The following is a 16,441-nucleotide window of genomic DNA, read 5'->3' on the forward strand; positions in this document are numbered from 1 at the left end:
CTCATCGCCGTAGGTTTTTCGTTGCTATTACGGTTGTCCGTCTTGGATGCGGACACTAGCAAGGCAAGAAAAACCAAACACCTGTCCACTCGACCAGTTGTATGCACGAAAACAATATGCTACGCGGAGGTCGTACTCTGATTGCCCAGTAATACGACACGGCGTCAGGCTTCAGACAGGGCATGTATTGTGCTGAAACGAAAAAGCCCCGGCTCGCAGGAACCGGGGCTTTTTCATGGGGGCTAGGAAACACTCCTTCACAGCCCTGCAACAAAATCGCTACAAAATACTTAGGCGGCTACCTATCAACCGCCCGCCAGCCCGTATATAAAGTCACCCCACCATCAGGCAGAAGGACGATTGACGGTCCTTGGGCTTTACTGTTGACACAACCTGATGCAATTACGCATTTTGTCTCAATTGCGCAGGCTGGGGCTCCAGCGCAGCATGTCCAGCCCTGCATCCACCCAGCGTTCTGCCTCCTGATGTAACTGGAAGCTGTCGGGGACCAGCAGCCACTGGCCGATCAGCCCATTGATGTAGGCGTGAATGCACACCGCGCCACGGGTGGTATCGAGGTTTTCCGGAAGTTGCCCGCGATGGACCGCGTTACGCAATGTCAGGCCGATGCGCAGGTTGCATTCCAGGCTGTGGGTTTGGCGTTGGCGGCGCATGTCGCACATTTCATCGGTGAATTCGCACTTATGAAACAAGATCTCATTGATGCGCCGGGTTTTCGGGTCCAGGGCCACTTGATGGAACAGATGAATCAACAGCTTGCGCATGCAGCCCAGCGGGTCGAGTTCATCCTCGCTTTCACTGGCGCGGGCCAGTTCGTCCAGCGGCTCATGCAAGGTATCGAGCAACGCCTGCAACAGATCGGATTTATTGCTGAAATGCCAATAGATGGCGCCCCGCGTCACACCGGCCAGCGCGGCAATGTCCGCCAGCGTGGTGCGCGCAACGCCGCGTTCATAGAAGGCTTGCTCGGCGGCGTCGAGAATTTGGCTACGCGTTTCCTGAGCTTCCTCTTTGGTGCGACGAACCATGGCAGTAAAACCTCAATCAGGACACTGGGGGCTATCGTTAACGCAACGTTAATAGACGTAAACGATCATCCGAATATTTGTGGGACGACACCGTCATGGGTGCCGAACGTAATGGAATCGAGGCTTCGGGCGTTGCTTTGTCAACACTTCGCGAAGCCTGTCAAGAGTTTACAAACAACCATGAACGTAAGTATATTGCGTAGCAAGCTACTTATCCACTCACAGCTTGTTTTTTACCCTTCCACACTTCTTGTGCGCACCCTGCGCGCCTGACCCGAGGATCTTCATGCAACTTAAGCCAGCTGTTACCGCTCTGGTCACTGCCGTCGCCCTGGCATCGCTGCTCAGCGGATGTAAAAAGGAAGAAGCGGCTCCGCCCGCTCAAACCCCTCAGGTCGGCGTGGTCACTATTCAACCGCAAGCCTTTACCCTGACCTCCGAATTGCCAGGCCGCACCACGGCCTATCGCATCGCGGAAGTTCGCCCGCAGGTCAACGGCATCATTCTCAAGCGTCTGTTCAAGGAAGGCGCGGACGTGAAGGAAGGGCAACAGCTCTACCAGATCGACCCGTCGGTGTATGAAGCCACCCTGAAAAGCGCACAGGCCAGCCTGACGCAGACCAAGTCCATCTCCGACCGCTACAAGCAGTTGGTCGATGAGCAAGCCGTCAGCCGCCAGGAATACGACACCGCCGTCGCCAACCGCATGACCGCGGAAGCAAACGTTCAAACCGCCCAGATCAACGTGCGCTACACCAAAGTGTTCGCGCCGATCTCCGGGCGTATCGGCCGTTCTTCGGTGACCGAGGGCGCGCTGGTCAGCAACGGCCAGGCCGACTCCATGGCCGTCATCCAACAACTGGACCCGATCTACGTCGACGTCACGCAGTCTTCCGCTGAAATGCTGAAGCTGCGCCGCGACTTGGAAAGCGGCCAACTGGAAAAAGCCGGCGCCAATGCCGCCAAGGTCAAGCTGACCCTGGAAGACGGCAGCGACTACGGCCAGGACGGCAAGCTGGAGTTCTCCGAAGTGTCGGTCGACCAGACCACCGGTTCCGTGACCCTGCGCGCAGTGTTCCCCAACCCTGACCACACCCTGCTGCCGGGCATGTTCGTGCACGCCCAGCTGCAAGCCGGCGTGAACAGCAAGGCCATCCTGGCGCCACAGCAGGGCGTAACCCGCGACCTCAAGGGCACCCCGACGGCGCTGATCGTCAATGCCGACAACAAGGTCGAGCAGCGTGAACTGGTGGCCAACCGTACCGCCGGCGCCTACTGGCTGGTGGAAAAAGGCTTGAACGCCGGTGACCGTGTGATCACCGAAGGCTTGCAGTACGTCAAGCCGGGCGCCGAGGTCAAGGTCAAGGAGGCTGACAACGCCAAGCCTGCCGGTACTGCCGCTCCTGCTGCCGCTGCTGGCAAAGGGGAGTAATCCATGTCGAAATTTTTTATCGACCGTCCCATTTTCGCCTGGGTAATTGCCCTGGTGATCATGCTGGTCGGGGCACTGTCGATCTTGAAGTTGCCCATCAACCAGTACCCGGCCATCGCGCCAACCGCCATCGATATCCAGGTGACCTACCCAGGCGCGTCCGCACAAACCGTGCAGGACACCGTGGTGCAGGTGATCGAGCAACAACTCAACGGTATCGACAACCTGCGTTATGTCGCCTCGGACAGTAACTCCGACGGCAGCATGACCATCACCGCGACGTTCAACCAGGGTACCAACCCGGACATCGCCCAGGTTCAGGTGCAGAACAAGCTGAACCTGGCGACGCCGCTGTTGCCGCAAGAAGTGCAGCAGCAGGGTATCCGCGTCACCAAGTCGGTGAAGAACTTCCTGATGGTGATTGGTCTGGTGTCGGAAGACGGCAGCATGACCAAGGACGATCTGTCCAACTACATCGTGTCCAACATCCAGGACCCGATCTCGCGGACCGCGGGTGTGGGTGACTTCCAGGTCTTCGGCTCGCAGTACGCCATGCGTATCTGGCTGGATCCGGCCAAGCTGAACAACTTTCAGCTGACCCCGGTCGACGTCAGCACCGCCATCTCCGCGCAGAACGTCCAGGTCGCCACCGGTCAATTGGGCGGCCTGCCTGCCCTGCCCGGCAACCAGCTGAACGCAACCATCATCGGCAAGACCCGTCTGCAGACGGCCGAGCAATTCGGCAACATCCTGATGAAGGTCAATGCCGACGGTTCCCAGGTTCGCCTGCATGACATCGCCCGTATCGAACTGGGCGGCCAGAACTACAGCATCAGCGCGCAGTTCAACGGAAACCCGGCTTCCGGTATGGCGATCAAACTGGCTTCCGGCGCCAACGCCCTGGACACCGCCAAGGCCATCCGTGCCACCGTGGCGTCCCTGGAGCCGTTCTTCCCGCCAGGCATGAAGGCGGTGGTGCCGTATGACACCACGCCTGTTGTGACCGAATCGATCTCAGGTGTAGTGCACACCCTGGTCGAAGCGATCGTGCTGGTGTTCCTGGTGATGTTCCTGTTCCTGCAGAACTTCCGCGCCACCATCATCACCACCATGACCGTACCGGTGGTATTGCTGGGTACCTTCGGGATCCTGGCGGCGTTCGGTTTCACCATCAACACCTTGACCATGTTCGGCATGATCCTGGCCATCGGCTTGCTGGTGGACGATGCCATCGTCGTGGTGGAAAACGTCGAGCGGGTCATGGCCGAGGAACACCTGTCGCCCAAGGAGGCGACGGTCAAGTCCATGGGCCAGATCCAGGGCGCCCTGGTGGGTATTGCCCTGGTGCTGTCGGCGGTACTGCTGCCCATGGCATTCTTCGGCGGCTCTACCGGTGTGATCTACAAACAGTTCTCCATCACCATCGTTTCGGCCATGGCGTTGTCGGTACTGGTTGCGCTGATCTTCACCCCGGCCTTGTGCGCCACCATGCTCAAGCCGATCGACCCGGAAAAACACGGCCAACCCAAGCGTGGGTTCTTCGGCTGGTTCAACCGCACCTTCGACCGTGGCGTACTGAGCTACGAGCGCGGCGTGGGCAACATGATCAAGCACAAGATCCCGGCGTTCCTGGTGTACGCGCTGATCTTCGCCGGCATGATCTGGCTGTTCATGCGCATTCCTGCCGCGTTCCTGCCCGATGAAGACCAGGGCGTGATCTTTGCCCAGGTGCAGACGCCTGTAGGCTCTTCGGCTGAACGTACGCAGAAAGTCATCGATGACATGCGTAGCTACCTGCTCAATGACAAGGAAGGCGAGCCGGGCGAAGGCAAAGGCGTGAAATCGGTGTTTACCGTCAACGGCTTCAACTTCGCCGGTCGTGGCCAAAGTTCGGGCCTGGCCTTCGTGATGCTCAAGCCGTGGGATGAACGCGATGCGTCCACCTCGGTATTTGAAATCGCCAAGCGCGCCCAGGGCTACTTCATGCAGACATTCCAGGACGCCATGGTATTTGCCATCGTTCCACCGTCTGTACTGGAACTGGGCAACGCCACCGGTTTCGATGTGTTCCTGCAAGACCAGGGCGGTGTCGGCCATGAGAAGTTGATGGCGGCCCGTAACCAGTTCCTGGGCATGGCGGCCCAGAGCAAGATCCTGGCCGGTGTGCGCCCCAACGGCGTAAACGATGAGCCGCAATACGAGCTTACCGTCGACGACGAGAAGGCCAGCGCCCAAGGCATCACGCTGTCGAACATCAACCAGACCCTGGCAATTGCCCTGGGTGGCAGCTACGTCAACGACTTCATCGACCGTGGTCGAGTGAAGAAGGTGTACGTGCAAGGTGAAGCCGCCAGCCGCATGTCGCCTGAAGACCTGAACAAATGGTACGTGCGCAGCGACTCCGGGAAGATGGTGCCGTTGTCGGCCATCGCGTCGGGCAAGTGGATCTTCGGTTCGCCGAAACTCTCGCGCTACAACGGGGTAGCGGCGATGGAAATCCTCGGCACTCCGGCACCGGGCTACAGTACCGGTGACGCCATGGCCGAAGTCGAACGTATCGCCAAGCAACTGCCTGCGGGCATTGGTTATGCGTGGACCGGCCTGTCGTACGAAGAACGTTTGTCCGGCTCCCAGGCACCTGCGTTGTACGCCTTGTCGCTGCTGGTGGTGTTCCTGTGCCTTGCGGCGCTGTACGAAAGCTGGTCGATCCCGATTGCGGTCGTACTGGTCGTGCCACTGGGTGTCGTGGGCGCGTTGATCGCGACCAGCATGCGTGGGTTGTCCAACGACGTGTTCTTCCAGGTGGGCCTATTGGTGACGGTGGGCCTGGCGGCGAAGAACGCCATCCTGATCGTGGAATTCGCCAAAGAACTCCACGAACAAGGCAAAGGCATCGTCGAGGCGGCCATCGAGGCGTCCCGCATGCGTCTGCGGCCGATCATCATGACGTCGATGGCGTTCATCCTCGGCGTACTGCCGCTGGCGATCTCCTCGGGCGCCGGTTCAGGCAGCCAGCACGCAATCGGTACTGGCGTAATTGGCGGTATGATCACGGCCACTGTGTTGGCGATCTTCTGGGTACCGTTGTTCTTCGCAACCGTGTCCGCCATCGGCGACCGTAAACCGAAAGAAACCAAGCAAACTCCTAAAGAGGCTGGCCAATGAGCAAGTCGCTACTTTCCCTAGCCGTCACGGCATTCGTGCTCAGTGGCTGCTCGCTGATACCTGACTACCAGCGCCCTGAGGCGCCGGTAGCGGCACAGTTCCCGCAGGGGCCGGCGTATTCGTCGGCCCAGGCGCCGAGCCAGGCCGCTGCCGAGCAGGGCTGGAAGCAGTTTTTCCATGACCCTGCCCTGCAACAGCTGATCCAGACCGCACTGGTGAACAACCGTGACCTGCGCGTCGCGGCCCTGAACATCGACGCGTATGCCGCGCAGTACCGCATCCAGCGTGCCGACCTGTTCCCGGCCGTGTCGGCCAATGGCAGCGGCAGCCGCCAGCGTGTGCCGGCACGTGCCTCGCAGACCGGCGAAGCGAACATCACCAGCCAGTATTCGGCCACCCTCGGGATCAGCTCCTATGAGCTGGACCTGTTCGGCCGTGTGCGCAGCCTGAGTGAAGAAGCGCTGCAGAAGTACTTCGCCACTGAAGAAGCACGCCGCAGCACCCAGATCAGCCTGGTGGCCAGCGTGGCCAACGCCTACCTGACTTGGCAAGCCGACAAGGAACTGCTCAAGCTGACCCAGGACACCCTGGGCGCGTTCGAGCAGAGCTTCAAGCTCACCTCGCGCAGCAACGAAGTCGGCGTGGCCTCGGCCCTCGATCTGAGCCAGGCGCGTACCTCGGTGGAAAACGCCCGCGTGCAGCTTGCCCGGTATACCCGCCAGGTCGCCCAGGACGAAAACAGCCTGACCCTGCTGCTGGGCACCGGCCTGCCGGCGAATATCGCCAGCAAGCCGCTGTCGGATGACCTGCTCAGCGAAGTACCGGCCGGGTTGCCGTCGGACTTGCTGCAACGTCGTCCCGACATCCTGCAGGCCGAGTACAACCTCAAGGCCGCCAACGCCAATATCGGCGCGGCCCGTGCCGCGTTCTTCCCGAGCATCAGTTTGACGGCCAACGCCGGCACCCTGAGCCCGGACCTCGGCGGCTTGTTCAAAGGCGGCTCGGGCACCTGGTCGTTCGCCCCGCAGATCAACATCCCGATCTTCAACGCCGGCAGCCTGCGCGCCAGCCTGGACTACTCGAAGATCCAGAAAGAGATCAACGTGGCGAACTACGAGAAGGCGATCCAGACCGGCTTCCAGGAAGTCTCCGACGGCCTCGCCTCGCGTGAAACCTACAAGCAGCAGCTGGAGGCCCAGCGTGGCTTCGTCGCGGCCAACCAGGATTACTACCGCCTGGCCGAGCGTCGCTACCGCATCGGCGTCGACAGCAACTTGACGTTCCTCGATGCCCAGCGCCAACTGTTCAGTGCCCAGCAATCGCTGATCACTGACCGCCTGGCGCAGCTGACCAGCGAGGTCAACCTGTACAAGGCCCTCGGCGGTGGCTGGAACGAGCAGACCGCGAAGAACGAGCCATTGAAAGAAGAAGCACCGGCACTGAAGTTGTTCTGATGCTGGCGTAAACAAAAAACCGCTTCCCTCACCGGAAGCGGTTTTTTTACGCCCGTTTTTGGCGCGAACGCAGGTTGCCTTGCTTTCCGCCCAAGCTTTCAGGATAAAATTGGTTACAGATTCTTACAGACCACAGAGGGAGCTTGTCGTAATGATTGTAGGAATCGACCTGGGGACCACCAACAGTCTCGCGGCCGTCTGGCGCGGTGATGCCGCCGAATTAGTGCCCAATGCCCTTGGCCAGTTGCTGACCCCCAGCGTGGTCGGGCTGGATGATCAAGGCCGTGTCCTGGTAGGCCAGGCAGCCAAAGAGCGCTTGCACACCCACCCGCACCTGACCACTTCGCTGTTCAAGCGCTACATGGGCAGTGCCACCGAAGTGCGCCTGGGCGATCGCTCGTTTCGCCCGGAAGAACTCTCCGCGCTGGTGCTCAAAAGCCTCAAGGAAGACATCGAGCGCACCTACGGCCACACCGTCACCGACGCCGTGATCAGCGTGCCCGCCTATTTCAGCGACGGCCAACGCAAAGCCACACGCATTGCCGGTGAACTGGCGGGGCTCAACGTTGAAAAACTGATCAACGAACCCACCGCTGCCGCCCTCGCCTACGGCCTGCATCAGCGCGATAAAGAAACCTCGTTCCTGGTCTTCGACCTCGGCGGCGGCACCTTCGACGTGTCGATCATCGAGCTGTTCGACGGCGTGATGGAAGTGCGCGCCAGCGCCGGTGACAACTTCCTCGGCGGCGAAGACTTCGACACCCTGTTGCTGGAACACTTCGTCGACAGCCAACGCAATGCCCAAGGTTTCCCGCCCACCAGCAGCGTGCTGCAAGCCCTGCGCCGCGAAGCCGAACGCGTGCGCAAAGCCCTTGGCCAGGATGACAGCGCCGAGTTCGCCCTGCGTGTCGACGGCCAGCAGTGGGTAAAAACCATCACCCAGCAGGAGCTGGCCAAGCTCTACACGCCGCTGCTGGAGCGCCTGCGTGCGCCGATTGAGCGGGCCCTGCGGGATGCGCGTATTCGTGTCAGCGACTTGGATGAAATCCTGCTGGTGGGCGGCACCACGCGCATGCCGTTGGTGCGCAAGCTCGCCGCCGGCCTGTTCGGCCGCTTCCCGTCCATCAGCCTCGACCCGGACCAAGTGGTCGCCCACGGCGCCGCGATCCAAGCGGCACTCAAGGCGCGCTCCGCGGCACTGGAAGAAGTGGTGCTGACCGACGTCTGCCCCTATACCCTCGGCATCGAAACCTCGAACCAGTACGGTGGCCATATCGAAAGCGGCCACTACCTGCCGCTGATCGAACGCAACAGCAGCGTGCCGGTGAGCCGGGTCAAAAGCGTGGTCACCCTGTACGACGACCAGACCCGCGTCCTGCTGAAGATCTACCAGGGCGAAAGTCGCCTGGTCAAAGACAACATCGAGCTGGGCCAACTGGACATCCCAGTGCCCAAGCGCAAGGCCGGTGAAGTGTCGTTGGACGTGCGCTTCACCTACGACAACAACGGTCTGCTGGAAGCCCAGGTGAATATCCCGCTGACCGGCGAGCAGCACTCGCTGGTGATCGAGAACAACCCCGGCGTGCTCAGCCCCGACGAGATCCAGCAACGCCTGCAAGCGCTGGCGCAGTTGAAGGTTCACCCGCGCGACCAGCAGGTCAACACCGTGCTGACGGCGCGCCTCGAACGCCTCTACCAGGAAAATCTCGGCGAACTGCGCGAGCAGCTCGGGCACTGGGCCGCGCAGTTCCAGCAAGTGCTCGACACCCAGGACGAACGCCGCATCCGCGAAGCTCGCAGCGAACTGACCCGACAACTTGAGCAGCTCGACAACGGGTTCTGGCGCTGAGGGAATACGACATGGAGTGTTGGACCGTACTGCAACTGCCGGAAGACGCTGACGAGCGCACCATCAAGCGCACCTATGCGCGGCTGTTGAAAAACTGCCGCCCGGATGACGATGCGGCCGGCTTCCAGCGACTGCGCGAAGCCTATGAACAAGCGCTGGCCTACGCACGCTGGCGGGCGGACTGTGAAGAAGAGCAAGAGAGCGTCCAGGCGCCCGTGGTCGAAGCAACCTACGGCAACCTGAATGACCTGGCCGAGCTGATGAACATCAGCCCCGTCAGCCCTGCGCCTTTCCAGACGCCTGCACCGGACCCGGCCCAGGCGTTGCTCGACGGCCTTAACGCGCACAACCTCGATGAACGCTGGGCCCAGGCCCGGCAACAAAATTGTGCCGATGCGTTCCAGACCGGCCTGTTGCGCCATTGTTTCGAAGCGCCAGGCGAACGCAGCGCCATCGCCCGTTGGGCAGCGAACCATCTGGAATGGCTGACGCCCTGGCAACAGGTCGCCATGACGCCGTGGCAGCACGACGCGCTGAGCGGCGAACTGCTGCAGGACTACCGCCGCACCTTGCAGGAACTGCTGGAGCAAAAGGCCGAGCGCGAGTTCATCACCCAACTGACGCAGTACAACAACCAGCCCTGGCTGCGTGTGTTCGACCTGCAACAGCAGTGGCAACGCATCCTCCTGCAGCTGCTGCATGACACACAGTGGAGCGTGCCGCTGTTCGAACGCGTGTGCCAGGCGTTCAGCTGGGACGACCAGAAAGGTGTGTACCCGGAGCCGGCTTGGATGTGGCGCGAATTGGTGTCGCGCTGTGAGCAGGAAAGTTTCTTCGTCAACCTGCAAGACACGGCAAACGACACCCGCCGCACCTCTGCCGATGCGTTGGCGGCGCGCCTGTTGCTTACGCCGATGAGCGTGAAGGAACAATACCGCTTGGTCGCAGGCTTTGATGAGAATGCGTGGAATGCCACTCGACACCTGTCTGAAGTGCTGACCTGGCGCTACCCGGACTTGCTGGAACGACTGCCGGATTCGCACGTTTTCTTCTGGCGAAAATTCCTGCCGCGTGGGGTGACCCTTGATAGCTGGATCAGAGTCTGGGCCGGATTAGCCCTGGCCAACGGCCTGGCCTTTCATCAAGTCCTCGACACCTCACTGCCGGCCAAATTCTTTTTGTTTATCCTGCTGTCGGTCATTCCCGCGCTCTGCGCCTTGCGCGGCGCCCAATTATGGGCCGACTTCACCTCACGCCTGATCGTCCAGGACCTGTGGCTCAGCGAACGCCTGTTGCCCAAGCGGCTCAGCGTCCGCCAGTTCAGACTCGTGCTACGCCATGGTATTCCCCAATTGGTGATGCTACTGGTGTTTGGCTACATTCTCGGGGTCATGGGCATGCTGACCTACCTGGGCATGATCCTGATCAGCCTGTTCCACTCGCGGCGAATCGGCAAGGTCAACGAAAACTTCAATGCCAGGATTCCGTGGATCAAAGGGTTGCACTGGGCTTATTGGAGCCCGCTGCAAGTGGTGTTCTTGATGGCAATGGTGGCCGCAACCCTCGCCTGCCAGAAATTTCTGCCCGCCATCCCGTGGACCAGTTTGAACACCCTGCACTGAGCCCCGAAAACCGGGCCGAACCTCATGAGTCCGGCCCGGCAACTTTCGTTCGATCATCGCCCACAACCCGCCCCGCCCCACTTTCATCGCCCCCGCACCGCCCCGCACCATGGCCGCCACCTGCATAAACCCAATAACAACAGGTTCTTACGCCATGAGTACTTTCCACCCGCGCCGGCTGCTGCTGGCCACCGCTGTCGCCAGTCTTGCCCTGCCCGTCGTCGCCGAAGAACACGGCTTTCTCGAAGACGCCAGCGCCAACCTCAACCTGCGTAACTTCTTCTTCAACCGCAACTTCACCAACCCCACCAAAACCCAGGGCGGCGCGCAGGAGTGGACGCAGAGTTTTATCCTCGATGCCAAGTCCGGCTTTACCCAAGGCACCGTGGGTTTCGGTGTGGATGTGCTCGGTCTGTACGCGTTGAAGCTGGATGGCGGGCGCGGCACCGGGGGTACCCAACTGTTGCCGCTGGACCGTGACGGCCGCCCCGCCGATGAGTTCGGGCGTCTGGGCGTAGCGTTCAAGGCGCGTATTTCCAAGACCGAAGTGAAGGTTGGCGAATGGATGCCGGTGCTGCCGATCCTGCGTTCGGACGATGGCCGCTCCCTGCCGCAAACCCTGCGCGGCGGCCAGATAACGTCCAAGGAAATAGACGGCCTGACCCTCTACGGGGGCCAGTTCCGCGCCAACAGCCCGCGTGACGACAGCAGCATGACGGACATGTCGATGGTCGGTAAAACCGCCTTCACCTCCGACCGTTTCAACTTCCAAGGCGGCGAATACGCGTTCAACGACAAGCGCACCCAGATCGGCCTATGGAACGCGCAACTCAAGGACATCTACAGCCAACAGTTCGTCAACTTGATCCACAGCCAGCCCATCGGCGACTGGACCCTGGGCGCCAACCTCGGCTTTTTCTACGGCAAGGAAGACGGCAGCGCCCGCGCCGGCGACCTGGACAACAAGACCTGGTCCGGCCTGTTCTCGGCCAAATACGGCGGTAACACCTTCTACGTCGGCCTGCAAAAACTCACCGGCAGCAGTGCCTGGATGCGCGTCAACGGCACCAGCGGCGGCACCCTGGCCAACGACAGCTACAACGCCAGCTACGACAACGCCCAGGAGAAATCCTGGCAAGTGCGCCACGACTACAACTTCGTCGCCCTTGGCGTGCCTGGCCTGACCTTGATGAACCGCTATATCAGCGGCAGCAACGTGCACACAGGTTCAATCACTGACGGTAAGGAATGGGGCCGCGAAAGCGAACTGGGCTATACCGTGCAAAGCGGCAGCCTGAAAAACCTGACCGTGCGCTGGCGCAATTCCAGCATGCGTCGCGACTACAGCAACAACGAGTTCGATGAGAACCGGTTGATCGTCAGTTACCCGGTCAGTCTGTTGTAAAGCCGACTGACAGCTTGGAGGGAACGTTTTGGCGCGGGCGGCCACTGTCCATGGGCATGAATAACACCGGTCTCTCAACGTAGGATCACCCATGGACGTTTCGAACGGCCTTACCCGCTCTCCCTCGCCCCTTGCGCACGGCAACGTGCGCGTATCGCAAGCCCCCGTAGCGACCTTTGACGACCGTCACTACGGGCTCGCCAAACCACCCCATCTAAAATTCCACACGGTCCCGCCGATCCAGGCCCATCAACATGTGTTTCTGAATGACGGCAATGTGAAAGCCAGTGGGCAATCGTTATGGGAACACGGTTATCCCTCCCCCCTCAACCAACGCCTGGTGCTTGAAACCGGCGATCAGGCGGACCAGGTCCACATCAGCCAAACTCACTACGGTCAGTTGAATATTCGGGTCAACGACCAGTTGTACCACTTCGCCAGCCACGATAAAGAAGGCCAAGCGTTGAAGTTCCACCTGAAAACCCACGGCGGCAATGACAACGTGAGCATTGACGCCAACGTCATGCAGCCCATCACGATTGAAACCGGTGACGGCGATGACTGGGTCAGGGCCGGTGGCGGCTATACCCGCGTGTTCGGCGGCAACGGTAACGATGTCGTGCGCCTGGGCAGCGGCATAGGATACGCCGAAGGCAACGACGGTGACGACATCATCATGGGCGGCCCCGGCGATAACGTGGTCTATGGCAATAATGGCAATGACCGCCTCTATGCCGGTGCGGGCCCCCGCCACAAAAAGAGCTATATGGACGGTGGCAATGGCAACGACCAGCTCTACGCCGGCAACGGCCATACCGTCTTGCAGGGTGGCACCGGAAATGATCGGTTGATCGGCCACGACCAGACGACCTTCTACACCGGCATCGGCGCCGATACCGTCATCGCCAATCGCCCAGGCGACGCGATCTACGCTAAAGCCAGCGACACGATCAAGCACCTCAATGGATCGGTGTTGACCGCTGTATCTGCCCATGACGGCCCGATCCTGGGTGTTGTGATCAACGGGTCTGCCGACTTCATCCAACGCGTCGAAGACGACTTGGCGTTACTTCGCACCTCCCCCCAAGGCCAGCAGATGCTCGCCGAGATGGAGGCCGTTGCGCTGCGCAATGGCGCCCCGGTGACAATCGTGGAAGACCCGAGCGACACGGAGTCCAGCTACGTCTATGGCAGCCAGGAACTCAAGGCGTTGCTGCAGGACGAACGCGCGCCCGTGTCCGACGAGGATCCAAAATGGGGATTCATGATCAACGGTGTGCCGGGGTCTCGTGCGGACCGCGCTCAGATTCACTACAACCGGTCACACCTGAACGTATTGGCAGGCGTGACTCAGCTGCCCATCGTCGGGCTCTACCACGAAATGGTCCACGCCTATAACGCCGGCAATGGCACAACCTTCACAGGCACCACGCAGGAAGACGTTGAAGGCCAGCCCCACGACATCCACAACAGTGAACGCCAAGCGGTGGGGCTGCCCACTACCGCGCAACCGTTTGATTTCGACAATGACCCGGCCACCCCACCGACCGCGAGCAACCCCAAGGCCTTCACCGAAAACGCGTTGAATAAAGAAATGGGTAGGCCGCTGCGCAAACAATACGCAGGATGAACCCGATGGCGTTTGTCAGCCCATCGGCGACTGGACCCTGGACGCCAACCTCGGTTTTTTCTGCGGCAAGGAAGACCGCAGCGCCCGCGCCGGCGGACTGGGCTGCCCACGTACAACCACGCCCTGATTGATCGCGGCTGCTTTTGTAGCAACTGGCCTCAATTGGAATAGGAACATTTACCTGTGCTCGCTCGACAGAAGGATAGGTGCGCCTGCGCGGTAAATGCTGGCGACAAAGATCACATAATCTGACAGAAAGGTGACCGTCCGTGAGCGCAATAAACCCACCTCAAAACCACTCTATGCCACCATCCCCCCACCCTTCTACCAGCAATCACCCCTCTGACCCCCCCGACGCACCCCGTACTCAAACCCAAAGAAAAATGCTGGTGGATGACGGCAACCTACGTGCCGGCCAGCTGTTGACCCAGGGTCTCAAGAACCCTGAACGGCCAGAAACGCTGGCTAATATTTTGTACCTCGAAACCGGCGAAAAATCGGACCAGATCCATATCAGCCAACGCCCTGACGGCCAGCTGTACGCGCAAGTGAACGGTCGCGACTACACCTTCAATACCGGTGACGGCCATTCAAACGTTCCGACCTTTCTCCACATCAAAACCGGGGCGGGTGACGACCGTATTACCATTGACCCCACTGTCACCGTGCCCGTGGAGATCGAAGCCGAAGACGGCGATGACGTTATCCAGGCAGGTGGCGGCAACACCAGCATCTATGGCGGGCGCGGCAATGACCATATCCGCCTTGGCAGCGGCATAGGCTATGCAGAAGGCAATGAGGGCGACGACACGATAATTGGAGGCCCTGGCCACGCGGTCATGTACGGCAACAATGGCAACGATCGCCTGTACGCAAGCCACGGACCGAACAGTAAACACAGCCACCTCGATGGCGGTACGGGCGACGACAAGCTCTACGCGGGCGATGGGTATTCGGTACTCAATGGCGGCCAGGGTGACGACACGTTGGTTGGCTACACCCACACCACCTTCTACACCGGTGAGGGACGCGACACAGTCGTGACCAACACCACTCAGGCACGTATCTATGCACAAGAGACGGATCGTCTGATCGGCACCCAAGGTTCAACTGTCACCTACGTGAAGCCTTCCGACGCGGGACGACTCGCCTTCGTTATCGCCGGGGCACCCGATTTCATTCAGCGAGTCGAAGACGACCTGGCGCTGCTTCGCGCATCGCCCCAAGGGCAAAAAATGCTCGAAGCTTTGGATAAGGCCGCGGTGCAAAATGGTGCCCCCGTATACATAGTGCCATTCGCAGAGAGCAACGATTATTACGATTACTGGAACACTGATCTGCAAACATTGAAAGACGCTCATCAGCTTACCTATGAGCCAAATGCCCCAATGTACGGTTTCATCAAGGACGGGGTAGCCGGCGCGCGCGCGAATAGAGCCACGATTTCCTACAACCCAGCTCATATCTACGAGGGCGGCGACCTGCTCTTGCCGCTGTTGCTCCTTTACCATGAGATGGCGCACGCCTGGAACGGCGCCAATGGCACATTCCTGCCAGGCCTGAGCGATCCGACCGCAGCGCATCCTGAGCTTCCCGGCCCACCCAACTCGGAACAGCAAGCCGTGGGCCTGGCAACCAATGCGCCGCCGTTCGACTTCGATAACGACCCCTCCACGCCCCCCACCTCGACCAACCCCGCGCCGTTTACTGAGAACTCGCTTAACCACGAAATGGGCACGCCATTGCGACAACGCTACTGACACCTGAAAGCGGGCTCACGCAGCGGCCCGCCCCGCCTTAAGACCAACGGCGGGATTTACCGATGATGACAAGCGCAATCATGCTGTATCGTGCACGCGCCCTTTACCCGGCACAGGGAACTTAGCGACACGGATGACCACCTTTTTACCCAGGCCGCCATGAAATACCTGATTGTCATTCTGTCGATTCTGCTCAGCGGTTGCATAAGCGCGCCCATCGCCCTTACCCCGCAGACCGCACAACGCCTGCAAAACCAGGCGCCGATCCGTTTCCTGCTGACCTTCGACGACGGTCCCAGCGCCTCGGGCTATAACAACCCGAGCCGCTCAGTTGTGGCTGACCTGGCGCAAAACCCCGTGCTGCCGGGGATCAAGGCGGTGTTCTTTTTGCAGACCGAAGCCTCACGCTCCGGCGGCAGTTCACGGGGCCACAAGACCATGCAGCGCGAGTATGCGGCCGGCCACATCCTGGCTTTCCACACCGCCACCGCGTTTCATACCAACCACCGCTGGCTGAGCAACGCTGAGCTGGAACGCACCCTCACCCAGGGCGCCGCCGACATTGCCGCGATCACGGGCTCACCGCCCGTACTGGTCCGACCGCCGTTCTGGAATTACGACCGCCGTACCTTCGCCGCTTATCAGCGTCATGGCATGCAGGTGTTACTGACGGACTTGAGCGCCAATGACGGCAAGATCTGGGGCTTCAACGGCAGCCCCCGCCGCCGGGCCAACGTGTACCGGCAACTCTCGGTGGTGCGCGAGCGCATCGCCCTGGGGGAGTTGCCCACGGTGGACGGGGTGATACCTGTGGTGGTGACCTTCCACGACATCAACCGCTACACCGCCAGGCATATGCAGGAATATTTGCAGATCCTGCTGGACAGCGCGCGGATCAACGGCATGAAAACCGCCGTTGAACCGTTCTATACCGACACTGCCCAGCTTCAGCGCGCGGCGCTGGCGAGGACGGTAAAGGATGTCAGCGAGCCTGTGCATCTGCCGGGTGTGTGGAATTGGGTGTGGGACGCCGATTCTCACTGACGTCTGGAGCCCTCTCCCACAGGTTGACTGC

The 16,441-nt window shown here is 60.5% G+C and carries 10 protein-coding genes; 9 read left to right on the forward strand and 1 reads right to left on the reverse strand.

Annotation, left to right across the window (positions count from 1 at the left end):
• Positions 1 to 416: 416 nt before the first annotated feature.
• Positions 417 to 1,049 (reverse strand): TetR family transcriptional regulator, encoded by a 633-nt coding sequence (locus BM403_RS17535; protein WP_012722686.1) that lies wholly within the window; start codon positions 1,047 to 1,049, stop codon positions 417 to 419.
• 286 nt (positions 1,050 to 1,335) lie between these two features.
• On the opposite strand from BM403_RS17535, the gene BM403_RS17540 reads away from it, so the two are divergent.
• The 9 genes from BM403_RS17540 to BM403_RS17580 all read left to right on the forward strand — a co-directional run bounded on the left by BM403_RS17540 (position 1,336) and on the right by BM403_RS17580 (position 16,410).
• The gene (locus BM403_RS17540; protein WP_012722685.1) at positions 1,336 to 2,481 is read left to right on the forward strand and encodes an efflux RND transporter periplasmic adaptor subunit; all 1,146 of its coding nucleotides are present in this window, start codon (positions 1,336 to 1,338) and stop codon (positions 2,479 to 2,481) included.
• Positions 2,482 to 2,484: 3 nt separating this feature from the next.
• Positions 2,485 to 5,646: an efflux RND transporter permease subunit gene (locus BM403_RS17545; RefSeq protein ID WP_012722684.1), complete on the forward strand. Its 3,162-nt coding sequence runs from the start codon at positions 2,485 to 2,487 to the stop codon at positions 5,644 to 5,646.
• Positions 5,643 to 7,100 (forward strand): AdeC/AdeK/OprM family multidrug efflux complex outer membrane factor, encoded by a 1,458-nt coding sequence (gene adeC / locus BM403_RS17550; RefSeq protein WP_012722683.1) that lies wholly within the window; start codon positions 5,643 to 5,645, stop codon positions 7,098 to 7,100. Before BM403_RS17545 ends, adeC begins: the two co-directional genes overlap by 4 nt.
• 151 nt (positions 7,101 to 7,251) lie before the next feature.
• Positions 7,252 to 8,949 (forward strand): molecular chaperone HscC, encoded by a 1,698-nt coding sequence (locus tag BM403_RS17555; RefSeq protein WP_064055010.1) that lies wholly within the window; start codon positions 7,252 to 7,254, stop codon positions 8,947 to 8,949.
• Between the two features lie 11 nt (positions 8,950 to 8,960).
• Complete coding sequence (locus BM403_RS17560; protein WP_093543992.1) at positions 8,961 to 10,571, forward strand: J domain-containing protein; 1,611 nt, start codon at positions 8,961 to 8,963, stop codon at positions 10,569 to 10,571.
• Between the two features lie 154 nt (positions 10,572 to 10,725).
• Positions 10,726 to 11,976: an OprD family porin gene (locus BM403_RS17565; RefSeq protein ID WP_046034486.1), complete on the forward strand. Its 1,251-nt coding sequence runs from the start codon at positions 10,726 to 10,728 to the stop codon at positions 11,974 to 11,976.
• Positions 11,977 to 12,067: 91 nt separating this feature from the next.
• Positions 12,068 to 13,606, forward strand: coding sequence for a M91 family zinc metallopeptidase (locus tag BM403_RS17570; protein WP_093543994.1), 1,539 nt, complete (start codon positions 12,068 to 12,070; stop codon positions 13,604 to 13,606).
• A gap of 383 nt (positions 13,607 to 13,989) precedes the next feature.
• Positions 13,990 to 15,366, forward strand: a complete 1,377-nt coding sequence (locus BM403_RS17575; RefSeq protein WP_256577182.1) for a M91 family zinc metallopeptidase — start codon at positions 13,990 to 13,992, stop codon at positions 15,364 to 15,366.
• Positions 15,367 to 15,525: 159 nt separating this feature from the next.
• Positions 15,526 to 16,410, forward strand: a complete 885-nt coding sequence (locus BM403_RS17580) for a polysaccharide deacetylase family protein (RefSeq protein ID WP_093543998.1) — start codon at positions 15,526 to 15,528, stop codon at positions 16,408 to 16,410.
• The last annotated feature ends 31 nt before the right edge of the window (positions 16,411 to 16,441 follow it).

Origin of the sequence: Pseudomonas sp. OV546 (genome assembly GCF_900116845.1) — a bacterium.
GTDB classification, from domain to species: Bacteria; Pseudomonadota; Gammaproteobacteria; order Pseudomonadales; family Pseudomonadaceae; genus Aquipseudomonas; species Aquipseudomonas petroselini.